Here is a 19,313-nt window from a genome sequence, read left to right as displayed (position 1 = left end):
GCAAAGCCGACAATGGAAGTAAGATGCTCTATTGAGGTAACCTCACAATTGGTAGAAACCCAAGAAGCGTCTCTGGATTATCTCGTAGGATCTACGGATATTCTACTGGATAAAAATATTATCTCTAAAATCCTCGATATCCAAAAACTAAAAGAGAACGATAGACAACACGTCTTCGCTCTCCTGGATGCATTTCTCAAACAAACTAAGCTGCAAAGCATTTTATAAAACAACAAAGCCACTCAAAAGAGTGGCTTTGGTATTTTTAGTTCAGATTAAATTAACTGTACAAACTATAAATTTTATTCTCAATATCTGGATTGGTTAAATCCCAATACCACCATTTATTTGGATGATTTTTTTCTATTTCAAATCGTCTTTGGTAGGCAATTTTATAAAGTTCAAGAAGTAATCTGAAGCTTTTAAATTTTTCATTTTCTGGTAATTGGATAATTTTTTTAAGATTATTATTATCAACTCCTTTTTTAAGTAGGGTACATGGTGTAAAAGTCGGTTTTAATCCGCTTCCTCCAATAGCTTTTTCTATATCTTCATTCAATGGCTTAGATTGCATTATAACAAACAAAAAGTCATTCATAAAACTATTTTGTTCAGAGGTATTCATTTCTATAAATAAGCTTACTAAAGGTTCATGAGTAATAATTCCCTGCCCATATTTATTAAGCATTATTTCTTGTTCAATTTTCATGATTTTATCGAGGGTTAATTGTTATATGTGGCTTGGATTTATTTACAGAGCCAGTAAAAATATCGATATTTCTTGGGGTATTATCTATCGTAGATTTTGCTCCTGGTATGGAATTCTTAATCTTAGACCAATTTCTACTATTTAAACCACCTTCTATCACATAATCCCAGTCAGAATAAGCACCAGCTGTACCATTTGCTCTACTACCAACTACAGTAATAGGTTTATTAATTCTTGTAGCTGCATTTTCAATTCTTAATGTTTCTCCTGCAGTTAATACCGAAGTTTCAGCAACTTTTTCAACAGTTTTTGCTCCTCTAAAAAACTTAGCTGCTATTAATTCTGGAGCAACAGCTAATGGCGCTTCCTGCATTGCTGTTAACATAGTAGAAGCTAATTGTGAGGCAGGATTAGCAAAAGCTCCCTCTGCAGTATTTAATGATGGTGTTTCTCTTATATAAGAACCGTCATTAGGAGTTCCAAAAGCTGCAACACTCATTGCTGATGCAGAATCTCCCGCTTGGATTAACGGATCTAAATTATTCATTACTCCCATTCCTCCTAACAAAGAATTATTAGTATAAGAGCGATCAGAATTTAATGCAGTTGTAGAACCATCCTGAGTTGTATATGTCCCAGATTTTCCAAGATAGGTTTCATTAGCTCCGGCTGTAGCCTGACTTGTAGCATCATTATTCCAATAAATCTGATTCGTCTCTCTGTTATGCACCCAGTCTGTTCCTTGTCTTCCATCCGGATCGATAAATCTAATAGGATTATTAAAAGCATAAGCATAAGTAGACCATCGCCTCGAGGTTTCACTTAAAGGATCTACCACGCCCCATCTTCCTAAATCCGCCATATACATCCTCGCGCCATAATCATACATTCCCGTCTCCTGCAGCTCCTTTCCATTGTACTTATAATTATAAGCACGACTTCCAGCTAAATTATTATACCCTTCATGCTTCAATCCAAAAGGATAATAATTATTTTCTTCTAGAACTTCTACTCCACTTCCATTATGGAAATAACTCAAACGGATACTTCCTAGATGATCTGTATAATTGTAAATATACTTATTTTTAACAAAATCAAAATACCCTTCTGAAGTAGGAACAAACTGTAACCTTGGTAAAGGTGGAGCACAATCAAAACAAATTATCCCAGAACCATCCAAGACATACTGAAATCCATTCAGATATTCAGTAACAGATTGTTTAAGGCTGGTATTTCCCATCCAGTCTCTCTGATAATATGAATATCCTTTTTTAAGTTTGGTTCCATCTGCACTGTATAAATAAGAACTGATACTCCCAAAAGGGCTTTTATTTCCATTCTTTGTTACAGAGAAAGGGAGATTCAGAAAATTATATTTAATTATATCAATTCCTTTATCTAAATGATTTATCATATTCCCATTGACATCATAACCAATTATATTACCACCCCCAGGATATCCTGAATAGTTCTGTTTAGCATCTGTTATGGTCAAAAGTTTGTTTCCATCATATGTATAATGCAACTCATCAATATGCTCAGCCAATCCAGAGGATATATTTCTACCATTTCGGGATAGTAAGGTAATATTTCCGTTCAGGTCGTATTCAAGATATTCACCATATAAATTGCTTTGAGGTACCGTTGCAAAAGGTTCTGAATAATGTCCAAACATCAATTTATTATGTGGATAATAGCTATAAGAATATCTTTTCAATATATTATCATTCGATGTTTTCCACTCAATCTCTGATATATTACCATTATATTGAGCAGGAGCATATCCTGTATTAATGGGATTATTATAACGCATAGCATATCCAAATAACTTTCCATTCAGATTAGCGGGGTCATTGATCTGCGTCATCCACCCTCTGATATTATACTGATAATTAATGGTCTGTAATGGTGATCCAAAACTGATTCCACCTACTTTTTTAGTAGTAAGCTGTGAGAGTTCATTATAATCATTCTGAGCAAGAATTTCTTCAGGATTGGAATCTATCTTGTGTTTATGCACCAAGAGCCTGTTCTGATGATCATAAGTAAAAGTCTCGGTGATCACTTTTTCAGTATCCGTAGTCAGCCTTTTGTGTTTTGTAACAACAATTTGAGGAACTGCTGCAAAATCAAGCTTGGATTCTGTTCGGGTATATCCTCCCAAGTGATTGATAGAATGGGTTCCGATGACTCTACCTTTCAAATCATAATAAGTATAATTCTTTGTCCAACTGTCATCCTCAATATTTTTAACAAAGCTCATGACAGGAAGACCTTTGGTACTTCTTCCCTCTGGTGATGGAGAACCTGTGAGAATTGGTTCCACTGGAAGAGAGGGATTAAAATCATAGTTGGGATAAGTATCATAATAATTGATACTTAAAATGGTTTCAATATCAACAAAATATCCATTACTATATTGAATCTGCATCCCGTTTTTAGTAAATCCTGAACCACTTCTTCCCTCTACGATGATAAGGTTTTCTGCCTGAGACTGCATACTTGTTCTGCTTCCTCCTCCAATAATCCCAGTATAAGCAACTCTTCCCAATGATTCATATTTAGTAATCAGCCATTTATTCTTCTCTCGCATATTAGCATCTTGAGTCATGATAAGTCTATCGGCTTTGTCATACACCATAAATTCCCAGCCTTTGCCCGGAAGCTTCTTTTCTACAAGTCTCCCTCTGCCATCATAACGATATTGGTAGGCTAATGCCTCCTGATCATCCCATTGCCAATGAACCTTCTTGGATAGCATAGGTGGAATTATCCATGCTAACTGGTCATATTCGTTATATACATAATAAGTATCTGCATTTTCTGTCCCGCTTAAAACTTTTCTTATAACAAGAACTTGCCCCTTTCCATTTTTGAATTCAATGGTTTTGTTGCCGTCTTCATCGGTAATGATGTTTTTATACAATTGTCCTGCTCCATACATTCCACCATATTCAATGGTTGATTTTGTAGCTCCATTTTCCCAGGTGGTAGTGGTGAACATTTTTATAACTTCTCCATCAATATTGGCATCATAGTCAAATTTAACAGGTTTTCCTGTCCAGTCATTTCCTACCTGAATCTGTTGCTGGATTCTGTCCAAAGGAGACTTCTCCAATGCTTTTTCAGAATAGATTTTCTCTCCACCATAGATAGAAGAAGCATTCCCCAGAGGTGAGGTATAAATTCCGCCTGACTGCGTTCCTGATTGAGGAATGGGAAGAAAATCTTTTACCTGTCTTCCAAACGGGTCGTATTCGATATGAGTCACAACATCTTTTCCTTGTGGAGAAGCTTTTACACCAATGACCTGCTTAGGTCTGCCGAGTCCGTCAAAATATTGAATCGTTTCAGAGGTTTTTGTAGCCCCACTTCCATTATAATCCAGATACATTTTTGTTTGAATATAGTTTTCTGTGTTGGATACCTGTGCTTTTACAGTCCCCAACATCAGAAATGCTATGGGAATTATGAGTTTTTTCATCGGTTATTGGTTTTTATAGTTGTACTTCATTTCCTTAAGCACTTTTCCATCCACATCCACTACTTTCTCAAGCCTGTTTGCGGAATCATAAAGATATAATTCTCTTATTCCTGATGGTGGGGTGATACTTCTTACACCTATCAGAGGATCATAGGTATAAGTTGTAACCTGATTACGGGACAGCCCGCTTCTGAATGTATTAAAAGCATTCAATAAATCCGTTTCATCATTATTTTTACCCGCCGAAGCATCAAGATTAGAAGCATTTACAAGAGCATTAATGAGTGATTGGGAAACATCTGAATATCTGATATTATCTATTTTGGCAATTGGATATGTACTATTATATCCCCAGATAATCACTGTAGAAATACCGTCTTTGGTAGTATACTGTTGAAGATTACCTTTATCATCATATTTGTCATAAGTGATTTCTGTTTTGGCAACATTTTGTAAATCAGTAGATACTATCGAAGTGGGTAATAATAGGACTTGGTCAGCATACTTTGTCTCTACTTTTGAAGTTATTTTCCCAGGAATATCATTGACATTTCTTCTTTCTGTTGTAGACGTTTCTAATGGAATTCCAACCATATTAGCATTGATTAACCTTTGATTTCCTTTTTCATGAGCGTACTGGTATCCGTTTTCTGTAATACTATTATCCAAATGGGTTACCTTTTTGGAAGTTTGCTGATAGTGAAGATTACTGTCATATGCATTTTCAGTAATTGTAGATTTCATTGGTTGATTATTTACATAGTCTGTAGTAGTAACACTTTTTAGGTATTTCTGGTATGAAATATTATTGTACTCGACAATGTCTAGGTTTTCTAAGGCTAAGGAATGTACAATCTGTTTTCCTAAAGGCTGCTGATAGCAAGGATTAGCAAAAGGTACTTCTTCATTATCTGCACCAAATGCTACACATTTCCAATTAGAAACGTTCATGAAATGTCGATGATCTGATTTACATTTCCAATAGAAACCATTATCTGGTCTTACAATATCTTCGCTGGTACAAGTATATACAGGATTTTTCGGATGATTAGGGCTGTAATTTTTTCGTACATAATATGATTTATTATCCGTTACATTCTTCTTTTCCCATAAATAATCATTTATCTTAAGTGTATTCCCTTGATTATCAAAAAATTTCTCAGTCTTCAGATATCCATTATTCCATCCAAAGTTTGTCCATGGTGCAGATCCGACATGCTCGGAACCAAAAATTTGATTTCCCCAATAATCTCTTTTCACTGTAAATTCTTTTTCAACCCCTCCTTTTTCAAAGTTATCACCCCCAAAGCTGGTTGTTACATATTTATAATAAACATTACTTCTTCCACTATTGAATAAAGGGTAAATACTTGATGACGTAATGATAGCCTCACGTAATGGAGGCATTAATCCTGTAGTACAAGGAGGCTCCCATTTTCTAAAATCTCTATAGAATGGTGTTAATCCTTTATCTCCTGAAGATTGATTTAGATTATTCTTGGGTCCATAATAATATCTTCTTATAGACTGTTGATTCCCATCAAAATCAATCATTTTGGCAACACGGTTCCCACCTACCACAATATTTTTTTGAACTTCCGTAGGAATCTGATTAACATATTTCAAAGATACACTACCATTGGTACATTGCCAGTTTGCAGACATCTTAAACTGATAGGTATGCCCAGCTTCAGCAAAAAAACTATAATAATTGGGATTTCCTCTTGAAAAATAAACACCAGTAAAGCTTCCAATGCCTGTTGTATTTCCATTAGAACCTGATGAAACCATACTAACAAGTCTATTGGTAGTAAGGTCTCTAATACTTAAATCTATCCTATGGCGGGTCCCCATATCTGGTTCACGACGACAATCAATAGAGTTAAATGTTCCATATCCTTGTATAACTATACTCTGATCAACTGCAGGCTGAATTTCAAATGTTTTAGAAAGTTCAAAATCATCACTTGTAAGAACAAGTCCTTCACGAACATCTATAGGATTTGGATATATCATCTCACTTCCATAATAAGTATTAGGTTCATATTCTATAGATGTCCATCCTTTGGTAGGATAAATTACTTTCTTTAAAACCCCATATACTGATGTAGACGGATCAGGATTTTTATCAGCTCCAGCATAATCATTACTAAAGGCATAATTTATGTTCTTAGGAATAATGTTTGAATTTGATTTACCGTTAAAATATCCCCAATGATCCTGAGAAAAAGATAATCTTGGAGGAAAAGCATTAGGTTGTATATATTCAAAACTATAATCTTTTCCTTTACTAAATGAACTTATAGATTTTAGAAATAGCCTTTCATTAGCTGTTTTGTCAAACTTAAAAGTAAGCTGCTCTATAATATTGGAGTTATCATAATGGGTTATTATTGATTCACCCATATTAGCACTAAATTCTATCTTTTCACTAGTTCTATTACTTATTATTCTTTTGAGTCTTTTTCCATCAATACTTATATTGTTATTTATAATAGGTCCTAATGCTGGTGGGCTGGTATAGTATCTTACACGAGTCATTCCATTTTCTGCATTCTCACAATAAGCTTGTGATGGGGGATCGGAATAAGATAATAATTGTGATTTTGACATAGTATAACTTGGTCCATCATCTTCATATTCAAATATGATCTGCTCTCCATTGGTATCTTCTGTTTTTGTCAAAAACCATCCTGTTACTGCTAATGTGGTTGCACCATGTACGCCTCCACCCACTGAGCTCGTAGAAGTTTTTTCAACTGCCGTAAAATAATAAGTAGTCCCTTTAGAATCCTTCATTATAAAATAAGGATTATGCTCTACATCATATTGTATATTAATTTTTATATCATCCTTAGTTAATAATTCAATTTCACCTTTCCTATTAATTACAAACTGTCCACTAATATTCCCTGCGCTAAAGGAAAAAAGATCTGCCTCAGTATCCTTTCCCGAGTTACCTGCATCATAGAAAAATTGTGCGACCCTAGGGTCAGAAGGTCCTCCATTCAGATTTTCGGGAGCTAATAATTGACGATCCATAAAATCATCCTTATTACGAACTATCCTGTTAATAACTCCACCTGTAACCAGTGTCCAGCCTAAGCCAAATTGTCCGTCCTTTTCATCTACTTTTATTCCACCTGAAGTATAAGATAATGATAAATCTGTACTTAATCCTTTGCCTTTAAATTGTAATAAGGGAATATTGATATTAGGAGTTCCTGTGAATTCTCCCACCTCCAGATTTCCAAAATTACCCAAAGAATAAGCATTTGGAGATGGTGGAGTCATATTCGGAAGATATTTATCATCACTTAGTTTATTTCCCAATTGGGCATAAAAAACCTGAGCAGCCAATAATGAAGCTACAAGTATTATATTCTTTCTCATGGTTATTTTTTGATCAGCTTCGCATTCGCTGTTTTGTTATCATTAGTTTTTATAGTAATCAGATAAGCTCCCTGAACCAAAGTCTGGGTATTAATCTTAGTCACTCTATTCTTCGTTTTCAGGTTTTGTAATTGTCTGCCGCCCATATCATACAGCATAATTTCACCTTCTTTAAAATCAAAACCGATTTCTACATAAGCATAATCTGTAACTGGATTTGGATAGATTTTGATGTCGGTCTGTTCCTTCTTCAATTCCTACTGTTTTGTTTCCTGATCTATCTGATCTGGATTCTCCACCGATAACATAACCATTGGAAGTTAAAGCAAGGGTTCTGAGGTGATCATCTTCTTTTCCACCATAGTTTTTTTCCCATTCTACTTTGCCGTTTTTGTCCAATTTTACGATCCAGTAATCTCCTTCCCCGAAATTGCTGCTGGCTTTTGGCATCTGGCTGATTTTGGAGGTAGCAGGATCACCTGTTTTGGAGCCTGAATCCTTAACCTCGGAACTTCTTGAGTAAATTCCCAATAAAGCTCCACCATCTCTGGTAGGAATCATTTTCTCTACTTCATCCAGACCTTTTCCGCCAAGAATAATTTGTGAGATTTCTTTACCGTCTTTATCAAGCTTAATAATCAATACATCTTTAGAACCATAACCTTTTGCTGAGTTTTGGACATTTCCTGCTACCATAAAGCCCTGATCCATAGTTTGGATAACCGCTCTCGCTTCTTCATCGGAAGAGCTTCCCAAGGTTTTCTGCCATAATTCATCCCCAAATTCATTGATTCTGATCAGCCAGATATCCGATCCGCCTTTTGCTTCATCTTTTTTATCCAGTCCTTTTCCTGAATAAGAAGTTCCTGCCAAAAGGAATCCTCCATCTTGCGTCGTGACGGTTGCTGATAAATAATCGTGGTTTTGTCCTGAGAAATACTTTTCCCATGCCTGCTCACCTTGTTGGTTCAGTTTAATCAAATGGAAATCGTAGCCGTTGTTCTGCTTATTGTCTGTAGCCTGCAACTTATCACTTTGTATAGAACTTCCTGTGATAAGATATTGCTGATCGATGGTTGTCGTTACCTGGCTTAAGAAATCCTGAGTAGAGGATTTGATATCTTTTTGCCAGAGAACTTCCTGAGCAGAAGTGCTCAGAATTGTGCATACAAGAAATGCACTCGTATAAAGTTTCTTCATGTTTATATTTTAAGTATTGGAAATTAGTAGTTTAAGAAAGTATCAGGCAATATGCTGACTACAATTGCTTAACATAGAACATAATATCATCTGTTTTATGAAACAAATTCAATATTAAGTACTAATTAGATGATTTAAATTCAAAAAAAATCAATATTATTCTTTATTTGTATAGAAATATCAAAAAATGAGAGGGTATATTGTACTAAAAGATAGGCATATGATATCCAGCGGATACCAAAATCATTTTTTATTTTCATGGTGGTTGTTTAATTTTAAAAATAGATTTACTAGTTTTTGCGAAAATAACCATTTAAACACGTACAATAATCACTAATACAAATAAAAATCAATCATTTTGCAACTTTAACCCAATCTTTCATTTAATTATCTGTAAAAATATCATAACAATACGACAAAACCTGACGCATCATTTTCTTGCACAAAAAAAACCTTTGAAAAATTTCAAAGGTTCATTTATTTCTGGTTTGAAGAATCTCTTCAATATTTTGAAGTGAAAATCCTTTTGTTTTCAGTAAAATCAAAAAGTGATAGAGTAAATCTGCAGCTTCATTTTTAAAAAGTTCATCATTATTATCTTTAGCTTCAATCACGAGTTCTACCGCTTCTTCTCCTACTTTTTGTGCTATTTTATTGATCCCGCGCTGATAGAGTGAATACGTATAGGATTCCTCTATTTTGTCATTTATCCTTTGAGAAATTTTCTCTTCCAATTCGTATAAGAAACCTTTGTCACTTTTTCCACCGAAGCAGCTGAAACTTCCTGTATGACAAACAACATTCTTTGGAATAACTTTAATTAAAACCGTATCCTGATCACAGTCTATATCTATACTTTTAACCGTAAGAAAATTACCCGATTCTTCTCCTTTTGTCCATAATCTGTTTTTGGAACGACTGAAAAAAGTTACTATTTCTTCTCGTTTTGTTTTCTCAAAAGCTTCTTCGTTCATATAACCCAACATGAGAATCTGCAACGTTCTGTTATCCTGAATTATTACAGGAACAAGCCCGTTATCTTTACTAAAATTAATTTTCATCGTACATTTATTTTTTGAGTTTTTAACTGTTGTTTTAAATCCTGAACACCAATTTCATTAAAATGGAAAACACTGGCTGCCAATGCACCTGTAGCTCTTGTTTCATTAAATACTTTAATAAAATCATTTACACTTCCTGCACCTCCGGAAGCAATGACCGGAATTGTAATATTATCTGACACCAATTTTGTAATTCTTAGATCAAAACCTTTTTTAGTCCCGTCTCCATCCATTGAAGTTAAAAGAATCTCACCGGCACCCAGTGCTTCTGCTTGTTTTGCCCATTCCACCGTAGTAAGTTCTGTGGCTTCTCTTCCGCCTTTGATGTGAACGAGGTCTACTTCTCCCACTTGTTTTGTATCAATCGCAACAACGACACACTGGCTTCCAAATTCATTGGCTAAGTCTGAAATCAATTTCGGATCTTTTACTGCGGAAGAATTGATGCTTATTTTATCTGCTCCTGCTTCCAGAAGTTTTCTGACATCTTCAATAGAGCTTATTCCACCTCCTACAGTAAATGGAATGCTGAGTTCTTTGGCAATATCTCTTACCAGTTCTACAAATGTCTTTCTGTTTTCCAGTGTTGCAGTAATATCAAGGAAAACCAGTTCATCAGCACCTTCCTGTTCATATTTCTTAGCCAGTTCTATAGGATCTCCGGCATTTTTAAGACCTTCAAAGTTGATTCCCTTTACCGTACTTCCATCTTTAATATCCAAACATGGAATAATTCTTTTTTTAAGCATTTTCAATAAAATTTTGAAGTTGTTGGAGGCTTATTTTCCCCTCATAAATTGCTTTCCCGATAATAGTCCCGGAACATCCGATATCTTTCATTTTATAGACGTCTTTGATCCCTGAGATTCCTCCACTTGCAATCAGTTGAACTGAAGTTTTAAATAAAATTTCAATATATAAACCCGTTGAAGGTCCTTCCAGCATTCCGTCTTTGGCAATATCTGTACAGATTGTTGTTTGAATACCGTTTTTTTGATAATCCAAAATAAAATCAATTACATCCCGATTACTTTCTTCCAGCCAGCCCGAAGTTTTAATCTTTCTATGATCACAGTCCGATCCCAGAATAATCTTTTCTGAACCGTATCTTTTAATTACCTCATAACAAAAATGAGGGTCCTGAACCGCAATACTTCCCAACGTAATCTGCTTTGCCCCAGAACTAAAAGCCGTTTCTATATCCTCCTGAGTCTTCAGCCCGCCTCCAAAATCAATATTCAACGAAGTGGATTGAGCAATATTCTCCAATACCTTCTGATTCACAATATGTTTTGATTTTGCCCCGTCAAGATCTACCAAATGAAGAAACTGAATTCCGTGATCCTCAAATTCTTTTGCAACTTCCACAGGATCTTCATTATATATTTTCTTTGTGCTGTAATCTCCTTTTGATAAACGCACACATTTACCCTCAATAATATCAATAGCCGGAATAATTTTCATGATGATAAGTTTATAAAATTGTTTAACATCTGACTTCCTATACGCCCCGACTTTTCCGGGTGAAACTGCATGGCATAAAAATTTTCCTTCTGCAAAGAGGCACTGAACGGCAAAATATAATCACATACAGAAGTTGTAAATTCTGATAACTCACAGTAATAACTATGCACAAAATACACATCATCATCAGGCTCAATACCTGAAAACATCAAATTTTTCTTTACTGAAACAGTATTCCAACCCATATGAGGAACAAGGTCTAAAGGAGGAAATTTTTTAACGTTAATATCAAAAATCCCCAATCCTTCTGTATTTCCTTCTTCGTTTCCTTTACACATCAGCTGCATTCCAAGGCATATTCCCAGCACAGGCTGTTTTAAAGTAGGAATAAGTACATCAAGCCCTTTTTTCTTTAAAAGTTTCATTGTAGAAGAAGCTTCGCCTACACCGGGAAAGATTACTTTTTCAGCGTTTAAGATCTGCTCCGGATCATCGGTAATCATAGACTTTACATTGAGTTTGTTCAGTGCATTTTGTGCTGAGTTCACATTACCGCCGTTATATTTTATTATGGCAATCATAAATTTTAAAAGTTGTTATAAATGGTTAAGAATTACCGATTTCCTTACAAGCTTCCTTTTGTTGAAGGTAAACTATAGTTCGCATCTGATTGATTAACTGCCATTTTAACAGCTTTTGCAAATGCTTTGAAAACAGACTCTATTTTGTGGTGCTCGTTATCACCTTCTGCTTTAATATTTACATTAGACTTTGAAGAATCTGTAAAGGATTTGAAAAAGTGAAAGAACATTTCCGTCGGCATATCTCCTATTTTCTCTCTTTTAAATTCAGCATCCCAAACCAGCCATGATCTTCCTCCAAAATCAATCGCAACCTGTGACAGACAATCGTCCATCGGGAGTAAAAAACCATATCTTTCAATTCCTTTTTTCTTTCCTAATGCTTTTACAATAGCTTCTCCCAATACAATTCCCGTATCTTCAATCGTGTGGTGCTCATCAACCTTAAGATCGCCATTTACTTTGACCTTCAAATCTATGTTTCCGTGTCTTGCAATCTGGTCCAGCATGTGATCAAAAAAGTGAAGTCCTGTTGAGATTTCGGATCTTCCTTTTCCATCAAGATTTACTTCAACTTCTATTTCTGTTTCGTTGGTCCTTCTGTAGACTTTTGCTGTTCTCATTCCGGCTTTTAGAAACTGGTAAATTTCATTCCAGCTGGTTGTTACAAGATCAGCTTCTTCATTAAAATTTTTGTTTAGAAAAATAGATTTAGTTCCCAAGTTTTTAGCAAGTTGAATATCTGTATCTCGATCTCCGATTACATACGAATTTTCCAGATCATAGTTCCCATACATATACTTTCCCATCATTCCTGTTCCCGGTTTTCTGGTAGATAAATTTTCATGTTCAAAGCTTTTATCAATCAAAATATTACTAAAAATGACACCTTCATTTTCAAACGCTTTAATCATTTTTTCATGAGGTTTGATAAAATCTTCAAAAGGAAAACTATCCGTTCCCAAACCATCCTGATTGGTCACCATAACCAGTTCATAATCCAGCTCATTTGCTATTTTTGAAAGATTTCCGAAGACTCCAGGATAAAACTCTAGCTTCTCCAATGAATCTACCTGAAAATCTGTAGGTGGCTCGATAATCAAAGTTCCGTCTCTGTCTATAAACAATACTTTTTTCATAGGATGACGTTTTGTAAAAGATTAACTAATTTTTCGTTTTCCTGACGGTTTCCAATATTGATTCTGATACAACCTGAAATAGCAGGGTCTCTTCTGCTTGTTAAGATTTCCTGTTTCAACATCTGCTCATATACATTGCTCACATTTTTCATTTTGATTAAAAAGAAATTAGCATCTGTTGGAAATACCTTCTCAATGCAATCAATCGTTTTAAGCTGATCCTGAAGCCATGCTCTTTCTGCTAAGATTTTGTTTACATTTTCTTCAAGTTTGTTTTCATTAAGACTGTTAAGAATCAGTTCTTGGCTTAATACATTCACATTATAAGGTGCCTTTACCGTATTAATCAGCTTAATAATTTCCTCAGAAGCATAAGCCATTCCTACTCTTGCTCCAGCAATTCCCCAAGCTTTTGAAAAGGTTTGAAGAACAATCAGATTAGGATACTGATCCAGAAGTTCTAAACTTGATTTTTTACCTGAAAACTCGATATAAGCTTCGTCTACTACTACAATTCCATTGAAGTTCTGCAAGTAAAACTCAATATCTTCCGTACTGTTTCCCGTAGGGTTATTGGGAGAACATAAAAAGAAGACTTTGGGTGAATTTTCCTGAGTAATCTTCAGGAAATCATCCTTTACAATCTCGAAATTTTCATCTAAATTTATTTGCAACACCTTGTTTTCATTGATGGTAGCATAAAATCCGTACATCGCAAAAGAAGGATTCATCATCAGGATAGAATCTTTTTTAGGCTCACAGAATATTTTAATGATCAAATCAATCAGCTCATCGCTTCCGTTTCCTACTGCAATCTGCTTGGGAGAGACATTTTTAAGGTCTGCTAGTTTGTTTTTAAGTATTTTCTGAGTAGAATCCGGGTAACGGTTACATTCACCGAAGGGACTTTCATTGGCGTCCAGAAATGTAGGTGTATTGAATTCATTGTGATCTCTGAAACTGATGTAAGGCTGTAATTTCAGGATATTTTCTCTTACTAAACTATTGATATTAATTGTTGTATTGTTCATTGTATTGATATTCATTTTAAATAATGTTTTCTTCTCAAGTGCCTGATTTTAAGATTTCAGGCGTATTGATACTGCATTTTTGTGAGCCAGCAGCCCTTCTGCTTCTGCCATGATTTCTATTGTTTTACCTAAATTCTCTAACCCTTCTTTTGATAAATGCTGGAATGTAATTTTCTTCACAAAACTGTCCAGAGAAACTCCGCTGTAATTTTTTGCATAAGCATTGGTAGGAAGTGTGTGATTGGTTCCGCTGGCATAATCTCCGGCACTCTCACAGGAATAATTTCCAAGGAAAACGGACCCTGCATTCTGAACCATCGGAATATATTTTTCAAAATCGCTGATCGCTAAAATAAGGTGTTCCGGAGCATACAGATTACTGAATTCTAAAGCTTCCTCAAGACTATTCAACAATATAAAATTGCTATTCCCAAGTGATTTCCCTGCCATTTCATTTCTAGGTAAGTCTTTGATTTGTTGTTCAACAGAACCAATCGTCTCATTAAGTACTTTAAGACTTGTGGTAAGAAACACAACCTGGCTATCACTTCCGTGTTCTGCCTGTGAAAGAAGATCTGCTGCACAGAATTCCGGGACGGCATTTTCATCAGCTATGACAAGAACTTCACTTGGTCCTGCAGGCATATCGATAGCAACTCCATAACGTTGAGCATATTCTTTTGCTGCCACCACAAACTGATTTCCCGGACCGAAAATTTTATAAACTCTTGGAACACTTTCTGTGCCTAAAGTCATGGCTGCGATGGCTTGAGCTCCACCAGTTTTAAATAGTTTCGTAATTCCGCAAAGTTTTGCTGTATACAAAATAGCTGGATTAATATTGCCGTCTTTATCCGGTGGTGTACAAAGAACAATCTCTTTACATCCTGCCAGATTTGCAGGTACAGTCAGCATTAATACTGTCGAAAATAAAGGAGCTGTTCCCCCGGGAATATAGATTCCCACACTTTCTACTGCACGGTTTTCTCTCCAGCAAACAACACCTTTTGTTGTTTCAATTTTAGAAATATCCGAAATCTGGGAACTGTGAAATTTGGAAATATTCTCTTTCGCTTTCTGAATTGCTTTTTTCAGATCATCACTAATTTGATTTTCAGCAATTTCAATTTCTGCTTCAGTAATTCTGATACTTTGAGTATCTGCTTTATCAAACTTTTTATTGAATTCTATTAAAGCCTGATCTCCATTAGATTGAACTTCTTTAAAAATCCCGGCAATCAATGCTGAAATTTCCTGTTGTTCTAACACTGGACGTTTTACAAGATCGAACCAAGTGTCTTTTGTGGGATATCTGTATATTTTCATTCTATTATTATTTTTCTAAATAACCATTTTATCGATTGGAATGATGAGAATATCCTGAGCACCGTTTTCCTTCAGTTCATCAATAACTTCCCAGAATCGCTCCTGATCAATCACAGAATGAATACTGCTCCAGCCTTCTTCTGCCAAAGGAATGACTGTAGGGCTTTTTAACACCGGAAGTACATTCGCTACTTTTTGAATCTTGTCATTGGGAACATTCATCAGTATATATTTTGAATTCTTTGCTTTCAGAACTGCTTTAATTCTAAAAAGAAATTTGTCAAGAATAGCTGCTTTTTCAGGGAACAATTGTGAATTTTGAGCAAGAACTGCTTCTGATTTCAGCAAGGTAACCGTTTCTCTTAATCCGTTTTTAAACAAGGTGCTCCCTGAGCTTACAATATCACAGATTCCGTCTGCTAACCCTATATTGGGAGCAATTTCCACAGAACCTGAAATAACGTGAATATCGGCTTCAATACCTTTTTGATTTAAGAAATTTCTAAGTGTATTTGGGTAGGAAGTCGCAATCTTTTTCCCTTGAAAATAAGCAGGATCATCGGTCTCAATTTCTTTTGGAACAGCGATGGATACGCGGCATTTTGAAAAGCCTAGCTTCTCAACAGTCTGAATATTTTTTTGTTTTTCGATTAAGAGATTTTCGCCGACAATGGCAACATCTACCACTCCATCTTCCAGATACTGAGGAATATCTGAATTTCTAAGGTACATGATTTCCATCGGAAAGTTGTCTACGGAAACTTTCAGTTGGTCTTTTCCATTATTGACCAATATTCCGCAATCTTTGAGAAGTTGTAAAGATTCTTCGTAAAGTCGTCCGCTTTTTTGAATCGCAATTTTTAATTTACTCATTTCGTCTTTTTTGAGCCCGAGTAAATAAAAACTGATCTATTGAAAATTCTGAGGTGAATTCAGGAAACAAAAAAACCGTCTATTTACTCAGACGGTTTTTAATTATTTTTGATTTTAGCACAAACTTATATCAATCAATTCCGCCTAACAGAGATGATGATAATAATGATGTAATGCTAAAAAAATTGGTTTCATTGTATTGAATTATGATGCAAATGTAGGATTTATTTTTAAAATGCAAAGTTTTTTCAGATAATTTTTTGATAAAGATTCATCAATTCTTTGGCTATCGGTTCATCATTAAACTTCTGAACAAACTCGAAACCCTTTTCCTCACGGCGTTTTCTCTCGGATTCATTTTCCCAAAGAAATTTGATCTTAGCTCTGATATCAAGCTCATTTTTCGGGTCGATATAAACTGAATCTTTTCCTCCTGCTTCCGGCAGACAGCTTGTATTGCTGGTAATCACTACAGTTTTCGAGAAAAGTGCTTCAATAATAGGAATTCCGAAGCCTTCAAAGAAGCTTGGATACACAAAAATATCAGCCTGTTTATAGATGGCAGCCAGTTCATCCATGGAAACTCCTTCCAAAAAGAGCACTTGCTTTTCTATCTTATTTTTTTTCAGGAAACTTTCTATTTTTTGGTAATATTTGGTTTTTCTTCCTACTACCACCAAAGGAATATTTGTTCCGTTGATTGCCTTTACAACGTTCAAAAGATTCTTACGATCTTCAATGGTTCCGACATTCAGAATAAATCTTTCCGGAAGATTGAATTTCTCTTTAGTTTCCTTAATCAATTCTTGAGACTGCTCTTCTTTAAAAGCCTTGTGACAACCTTGATAAATAACTTCAATCTTAGTTTCAGGAACTTTTAAATAGTCAATAATATCTCTTTTGGTCTGTTCTGAAATAGCGATAATTTTATCTGCCATATCAGCTGCTTTTTTAAACTTCCAAAAGTGTATTTTTCTGTCAAAAAAAGAATAATACTGCGGATATCTGACAAAGATCAGATCGTGGATGGTAACGATCTTTTTAATAGGTTTTTTGTCCCATTTTAAAGGTAATTCACCGGATAAACCATGGAAAATATCTGCATTTTGCTTCTGAGCATCTTTTCCCATCTTAAACTGACGGGAGAACTTTCCTTTTGAAGTCGGAATAAATTTAACATTGGGGCGGTCAAGAATATCTTTACCACGCTCAGATTTGTTCTTATTAAGCAACAGATATTCATTCTCCGGTTCATACTCGGAAAGAATTCTTACAAGGTCTCTTGAATAATTGCCCAGTCCGGATGTATTATGGAAAAAACGTTTTGCATCAAAGGCTATCTTCATGGTTGTATCTGTTTTTGAAATTCCTGGAATGTCCCAAATACATGTCCTTTACTTTTCAGCCAGCCTACAAATGAATCAAATCTTTCCACCATATCTTTTCCTGAGTTTTTTACAGTAAAACCAGGTAATTTGAATGCTTCGTCTTTGATCTCTGCAAATTCCCAGGGATGGAAATAGATATTAAGATATTTATCCTTTTTCAGGACATCGGAAGTCAATTTTTTATAGATTGATAAGGGGAAATTATGAAAACTTAACCAGAATAAAGGGACTCTGAAATTCGGAGACACAGATGCCGGTATTTGCGTTACATTTCCTTCTTTAAAATAGGTTCTCGATACTTTTAAATTATTATATCTTCCCGGTAAAAATGTAGGATTGATGGATGAATTGTAAGAATAGCCTGCTTTTTCAACTTCTTTTTCGTTGACGGGCATCATTCTTGGCATTCTCAATCCGGTCACTTTGGTGGAAAATAATTCTTCCAGTTTTTCTCTTGATTCTTTCAGGTGTTTTTCTTCAAATTCTGAATGAAACCAAGTGTGAGAAGCCAGCTCATGCCCCTCATTTAACAGCCTTTCAATAAGGTGTTTGCTGTTTTCTGCAAAAATTACTGTTGAAAAAAAGGTAGCTTTTGCGCTATGTTTTTTAAGGATATCAAGAATTCTCTCTAATCCTGTCTGTGAAATTGAAATTTGCTTTTCAAAGGGGATTTCACCCTTATATTCTAATGGCATATCAAATTCTTCAATGTCAAAACTCAATAAAACCATTCTAAAAATTTTTGTTTTTAATAATATAATTAGGTCTGTCTTTCACCTGTTTAAATATTTTACCTAAATAGATTCCCATGATCCCTAAAATGATCAGTTGTAATCCTCCAAAGAATACAATGGTCATAATTAACGATGCCCAACCTGAGATCTCAGTTTTTGCAATAAATGAATGGATAACATACGTGCCATATCCTACTATTGAAAGTGCTGAGAATAAAAACCCCAGATAAGCCGCTAAATATAGAGGTTTCACACTGAATGCTGTAATTCCTGTAAAGGCAAAGGTAAACATCTTTTTAAGGTTATAGCTGCTTTGTCCGGACATTCTTTCTGCGGCAGTGAAATCAATTCCTATCTGTTTGAATCCCATCCAGCTTGTTAAGCCTCTCAGAAATAGGTCATCTTCATTGAATTTACGCATAACTTCAACAGCATTGGCATCCATTAATCTAAAGTCTGAGCCTCCTCCTTTTGTTAGGTTTACATCGGATAAGCTTGATAAAAGCTGATAGAAAAGGTCTGAGGTTTTTCTTTTAAAGTAAGAGATTTCTTTTGGATATGTTCTTACTGTAAATACGACATCATACCCTTCTTCCCATTTTTTTATCATTTCGGGAATAAGTTTTGGTGGATGCTGAAGATCGCCATCCATAGAGATGACAGCATTTCCTCCAGCACTATCGATTCCTGCTTTTACAGCGGGCTGATGTCCAAAATTTCTTGAGAATTCGATGAATTTTACTTCATCATAGGTATTGGAAAGTTCTTCTAATTTTTGTTGTGTATTGTCTCGGCTACCGTCATTCACAAATATGATTTCAAAGTCATAGTTACTTAATCCGTCAAAAACCTCTTTGATTTTCTGATGGATCATGGCAACGTTTCCTTCTTCGTTATAGGCGGGAATTACGATTGAAATTTTTTTCATAT

The 19,313-nt window shown here is 35.1% G+C and carries 17 protein-coding genes; 1 reads left to right on the top strand and 16 read right to left on the bottom strand.

The features are described from left to right. On the top strand, positions 1-228 hold a 228-nt coding region (locus tag BW983_RS24185; protein ID WP_167370013.1), incomplete at its 5' end, for an XRE family transcriptional regulator. A 52-nt stretch (positions 229-280) separates the two neighbouring features. Here BW983_RS24185 and BW983_RS19560 read toward each other — a convergent pair. The 16 genes from BW983_RS19560 to BW983_RS19490 all read right to left on the bottom strand — a co-directional run bounded on the left by BW983_RS19560 (position 281) and on the right by BW983_RS19490 (position 19,311). Then, positions 281-709 carry a DUF5958 family protein gene (locus tag BW983_RS19560; RefSeq protein WP_076553479.1) on the bottom strand — a complete coding sequence of 143 codons (429 nt, stop codon included), beginning with the start codon at positions 707-709 and terminating at the stop codon, positions 281-283. 4 nt (positions 710-713) lie between these two features. Then, positions 714-4,193 carry a DUF6443 domain-containing protein gene (locus tag BW983_RS19555; protein ID WP_084184591.1) on the bottom strand — a complete coding sequence of 1,160 codons (3,480 nt, stop codon included), beginning with the start codon at positions 4,191-4,193 and terminating at the stop codon, positions 714-716. A gap of 3 nt (positions 4,194-4,196) precedes the next feature. Beyond that, positions 4,197-7,586, bottom strand: a complete 3,390-nt coding sequence (locus BW983_RS19550) for a hypothetical protein (protein WP_076553477.1) — start codon at positions 7,584-7,586, stop codon at positions 4,197-4,199. A gap of 2 nt (positions 7,587-7,588) precedes the next feature. Continuing rightward, entirely contained in the window at positions 7,589-7,840 is a 252-nt protein-coding gene (locus BW983_RS24400) for a T9SS type A sorting domain-containing protein (RefSeq protein ID WP_228409044.1), read from the bottom strand. After that, a complete protein-coding gene (locus BW983_RS19545) occupies positions 7,764-8,786 on the bottom strand; it encodes a hypothetical protein (protein WP_228409043.1) in 1,023 nt (340 codons plus the stop codon). The genes BW983_RS24400 and BW983_RS19545 overlap by 77 nt, the downstream gene beginning before the upstream one ends. A gap of 473 nt (positions 8,787-9,259) precedes the next feature. Then, entirely contained in the window at positions 9,260-9,847 is a 588-nt protein-coding gene (gene hisIE / locus BW983_RS19540; protein WP_076553476.1) for a bifunctional phosphoribosyl-AMP cyclohydrolase/phosphoribosyl-ATP diphosphatase HisIE, read from the bottom strand. Continuing rightward, entirely contained in the window at positions 9,844-10,596 is a 753-nt protein-coding gene (gene hisF / locus BW983_RS19535; RefSeq protein ID WP_076553475.1) for an imidazole glycerol phosphate synthase subunit HisF, read from the bottom strand. The genes hisIE and hisF overlap by 4 nt, the downstream gene beginning before the upstream one ends. Further along, complete coding sequence (gene hisA / locus BW983_RS19530; protein WP_076553474.1) at positions 10,589-11,311, bottom strand: 1-(5-phosphoribosyl)-5-[(5-phosphoribosylamino)methylideneamino]imidazole-4-carboxamide isomerase; 723 nt, start codon at positions 11,309-11,311, stop codon at positions 10,589-10,591. Before hisA ends, hisF begins: the two co-directional genes overlap by 8 nt. Next, complete coding sequence (hisH, locus tag BW983_RS19525; protein ID WP_076553473.1) at positions 11,308-11,892, bottom strand: imidazole glycerol phosphate synthase subunit HisH; 585 nt, start codon at positions 11,890-11,892, stop codon at positions 11,308-11,310. Before hisH ends, hisA begins: the two co-directional genes overlap by 4 nt. Positions 11,893-11,936: 44 nt before the next feature. Further along, the gene (gene hisB, locus BW983_RS19520; RefSeq protein ID WP_076553472.1) at positions 11,937-13,031 is read right to left on the bottom strand and encodes a bifunctional histidinol-phosphatase/imidazoleglycerol-phosphate dehydratase HisB; all 1,095 of its coding nucleotides are present in this window, start codon (positions 13,029-13,031) and stop codon (positions 11,937-11,939) included. After that, a complete protein-coding gene (gene hisC, locus BW983_RS19515) occupies positions 13,028-14,077 on the bottom strand; it encodes a histidinol-phosphate transaminase (RefSeq protein ID WP_228409042.1) in 1,050 nt (349 codons plus the stop codon). Before hisC ends, hisB begins: the two co-directional genes overlap by 4 nt. A gap of 33 nt (positions 14,078-14,110) precedes the next feature. Further along, a complete protein-coding gene (hisD, locus tag BW983_RS19510) occupies positions 14,111-15,388 on the bottom strand; it encodes a histidinol dehydrogenase (protein WP_076553471.1) in 1,278 nt (425 codons plus the stop codon). A gap of 15 nt (positions 15,389-15,403) precedes the next feature. Further along, positions 15,404-16,261, bottom strand: a complete 858-nt coding sequence (gene hisG, locus BW983_RS19505; protein ID WP_076553470.1) for an ATP phosphoribosyltransferase — start codon at positions 16,259-16,261, stop codon at positions 15,404-15,406. A gap of 248 nt (positions 16,262-16,509) precedes the next feature. Further along, positions 16,510-17,607, bottom strand: coding sequence for a glycosyltransferase family 4 protein (locus BW983_RS19500; protein WP_076553469.1), 1,098 nt, complete (start codon positions 17,605-17,607; stop codon positions 16,510-16,512). Further along, a complete protein-coding gene (locus BW983_RS19495; protein ID WP_076553468.1) occupies positions 17,604-18,380 on the bottom strand; it encodes a polysaccharide deacetylase family protein in 777 nt (258 codons plus the stop codon). The genes BW983_RS19500 and BW983_RS19495 overlap by 4 nt, the downstream gene beginning before the upstream one ends. Before the next feature lies 1 nt (position 18,381). Continuing rightward, positions 18,382-19,311 (bottom strand): glycosyltransferase family 2 protein, encoded by a 930-nt coding sequence (locus BW983_RS19490; protein ID WP_076553467.1) that lies wholly within the window; start codon positions 19,309-19,311, stop codon positions 18,382-18,384. Positions 19,312-19,313: the final 2 nt, after the last annotated feature.

The sequence above is a fragment of the Chryseobacterium ureilyticum genome (assembly GCF_900156735.1).
Taxonomy (GTDB): Bacteria; Bacteroidota; Bacteroidia; order Flavobacteriales; family Weeksellaceae; genus Chryseobacterium; species Chryseobacterium ureilyticum.
This window is presented reverse-complemented; position numbering and strand designations above follow the sequence as displayed.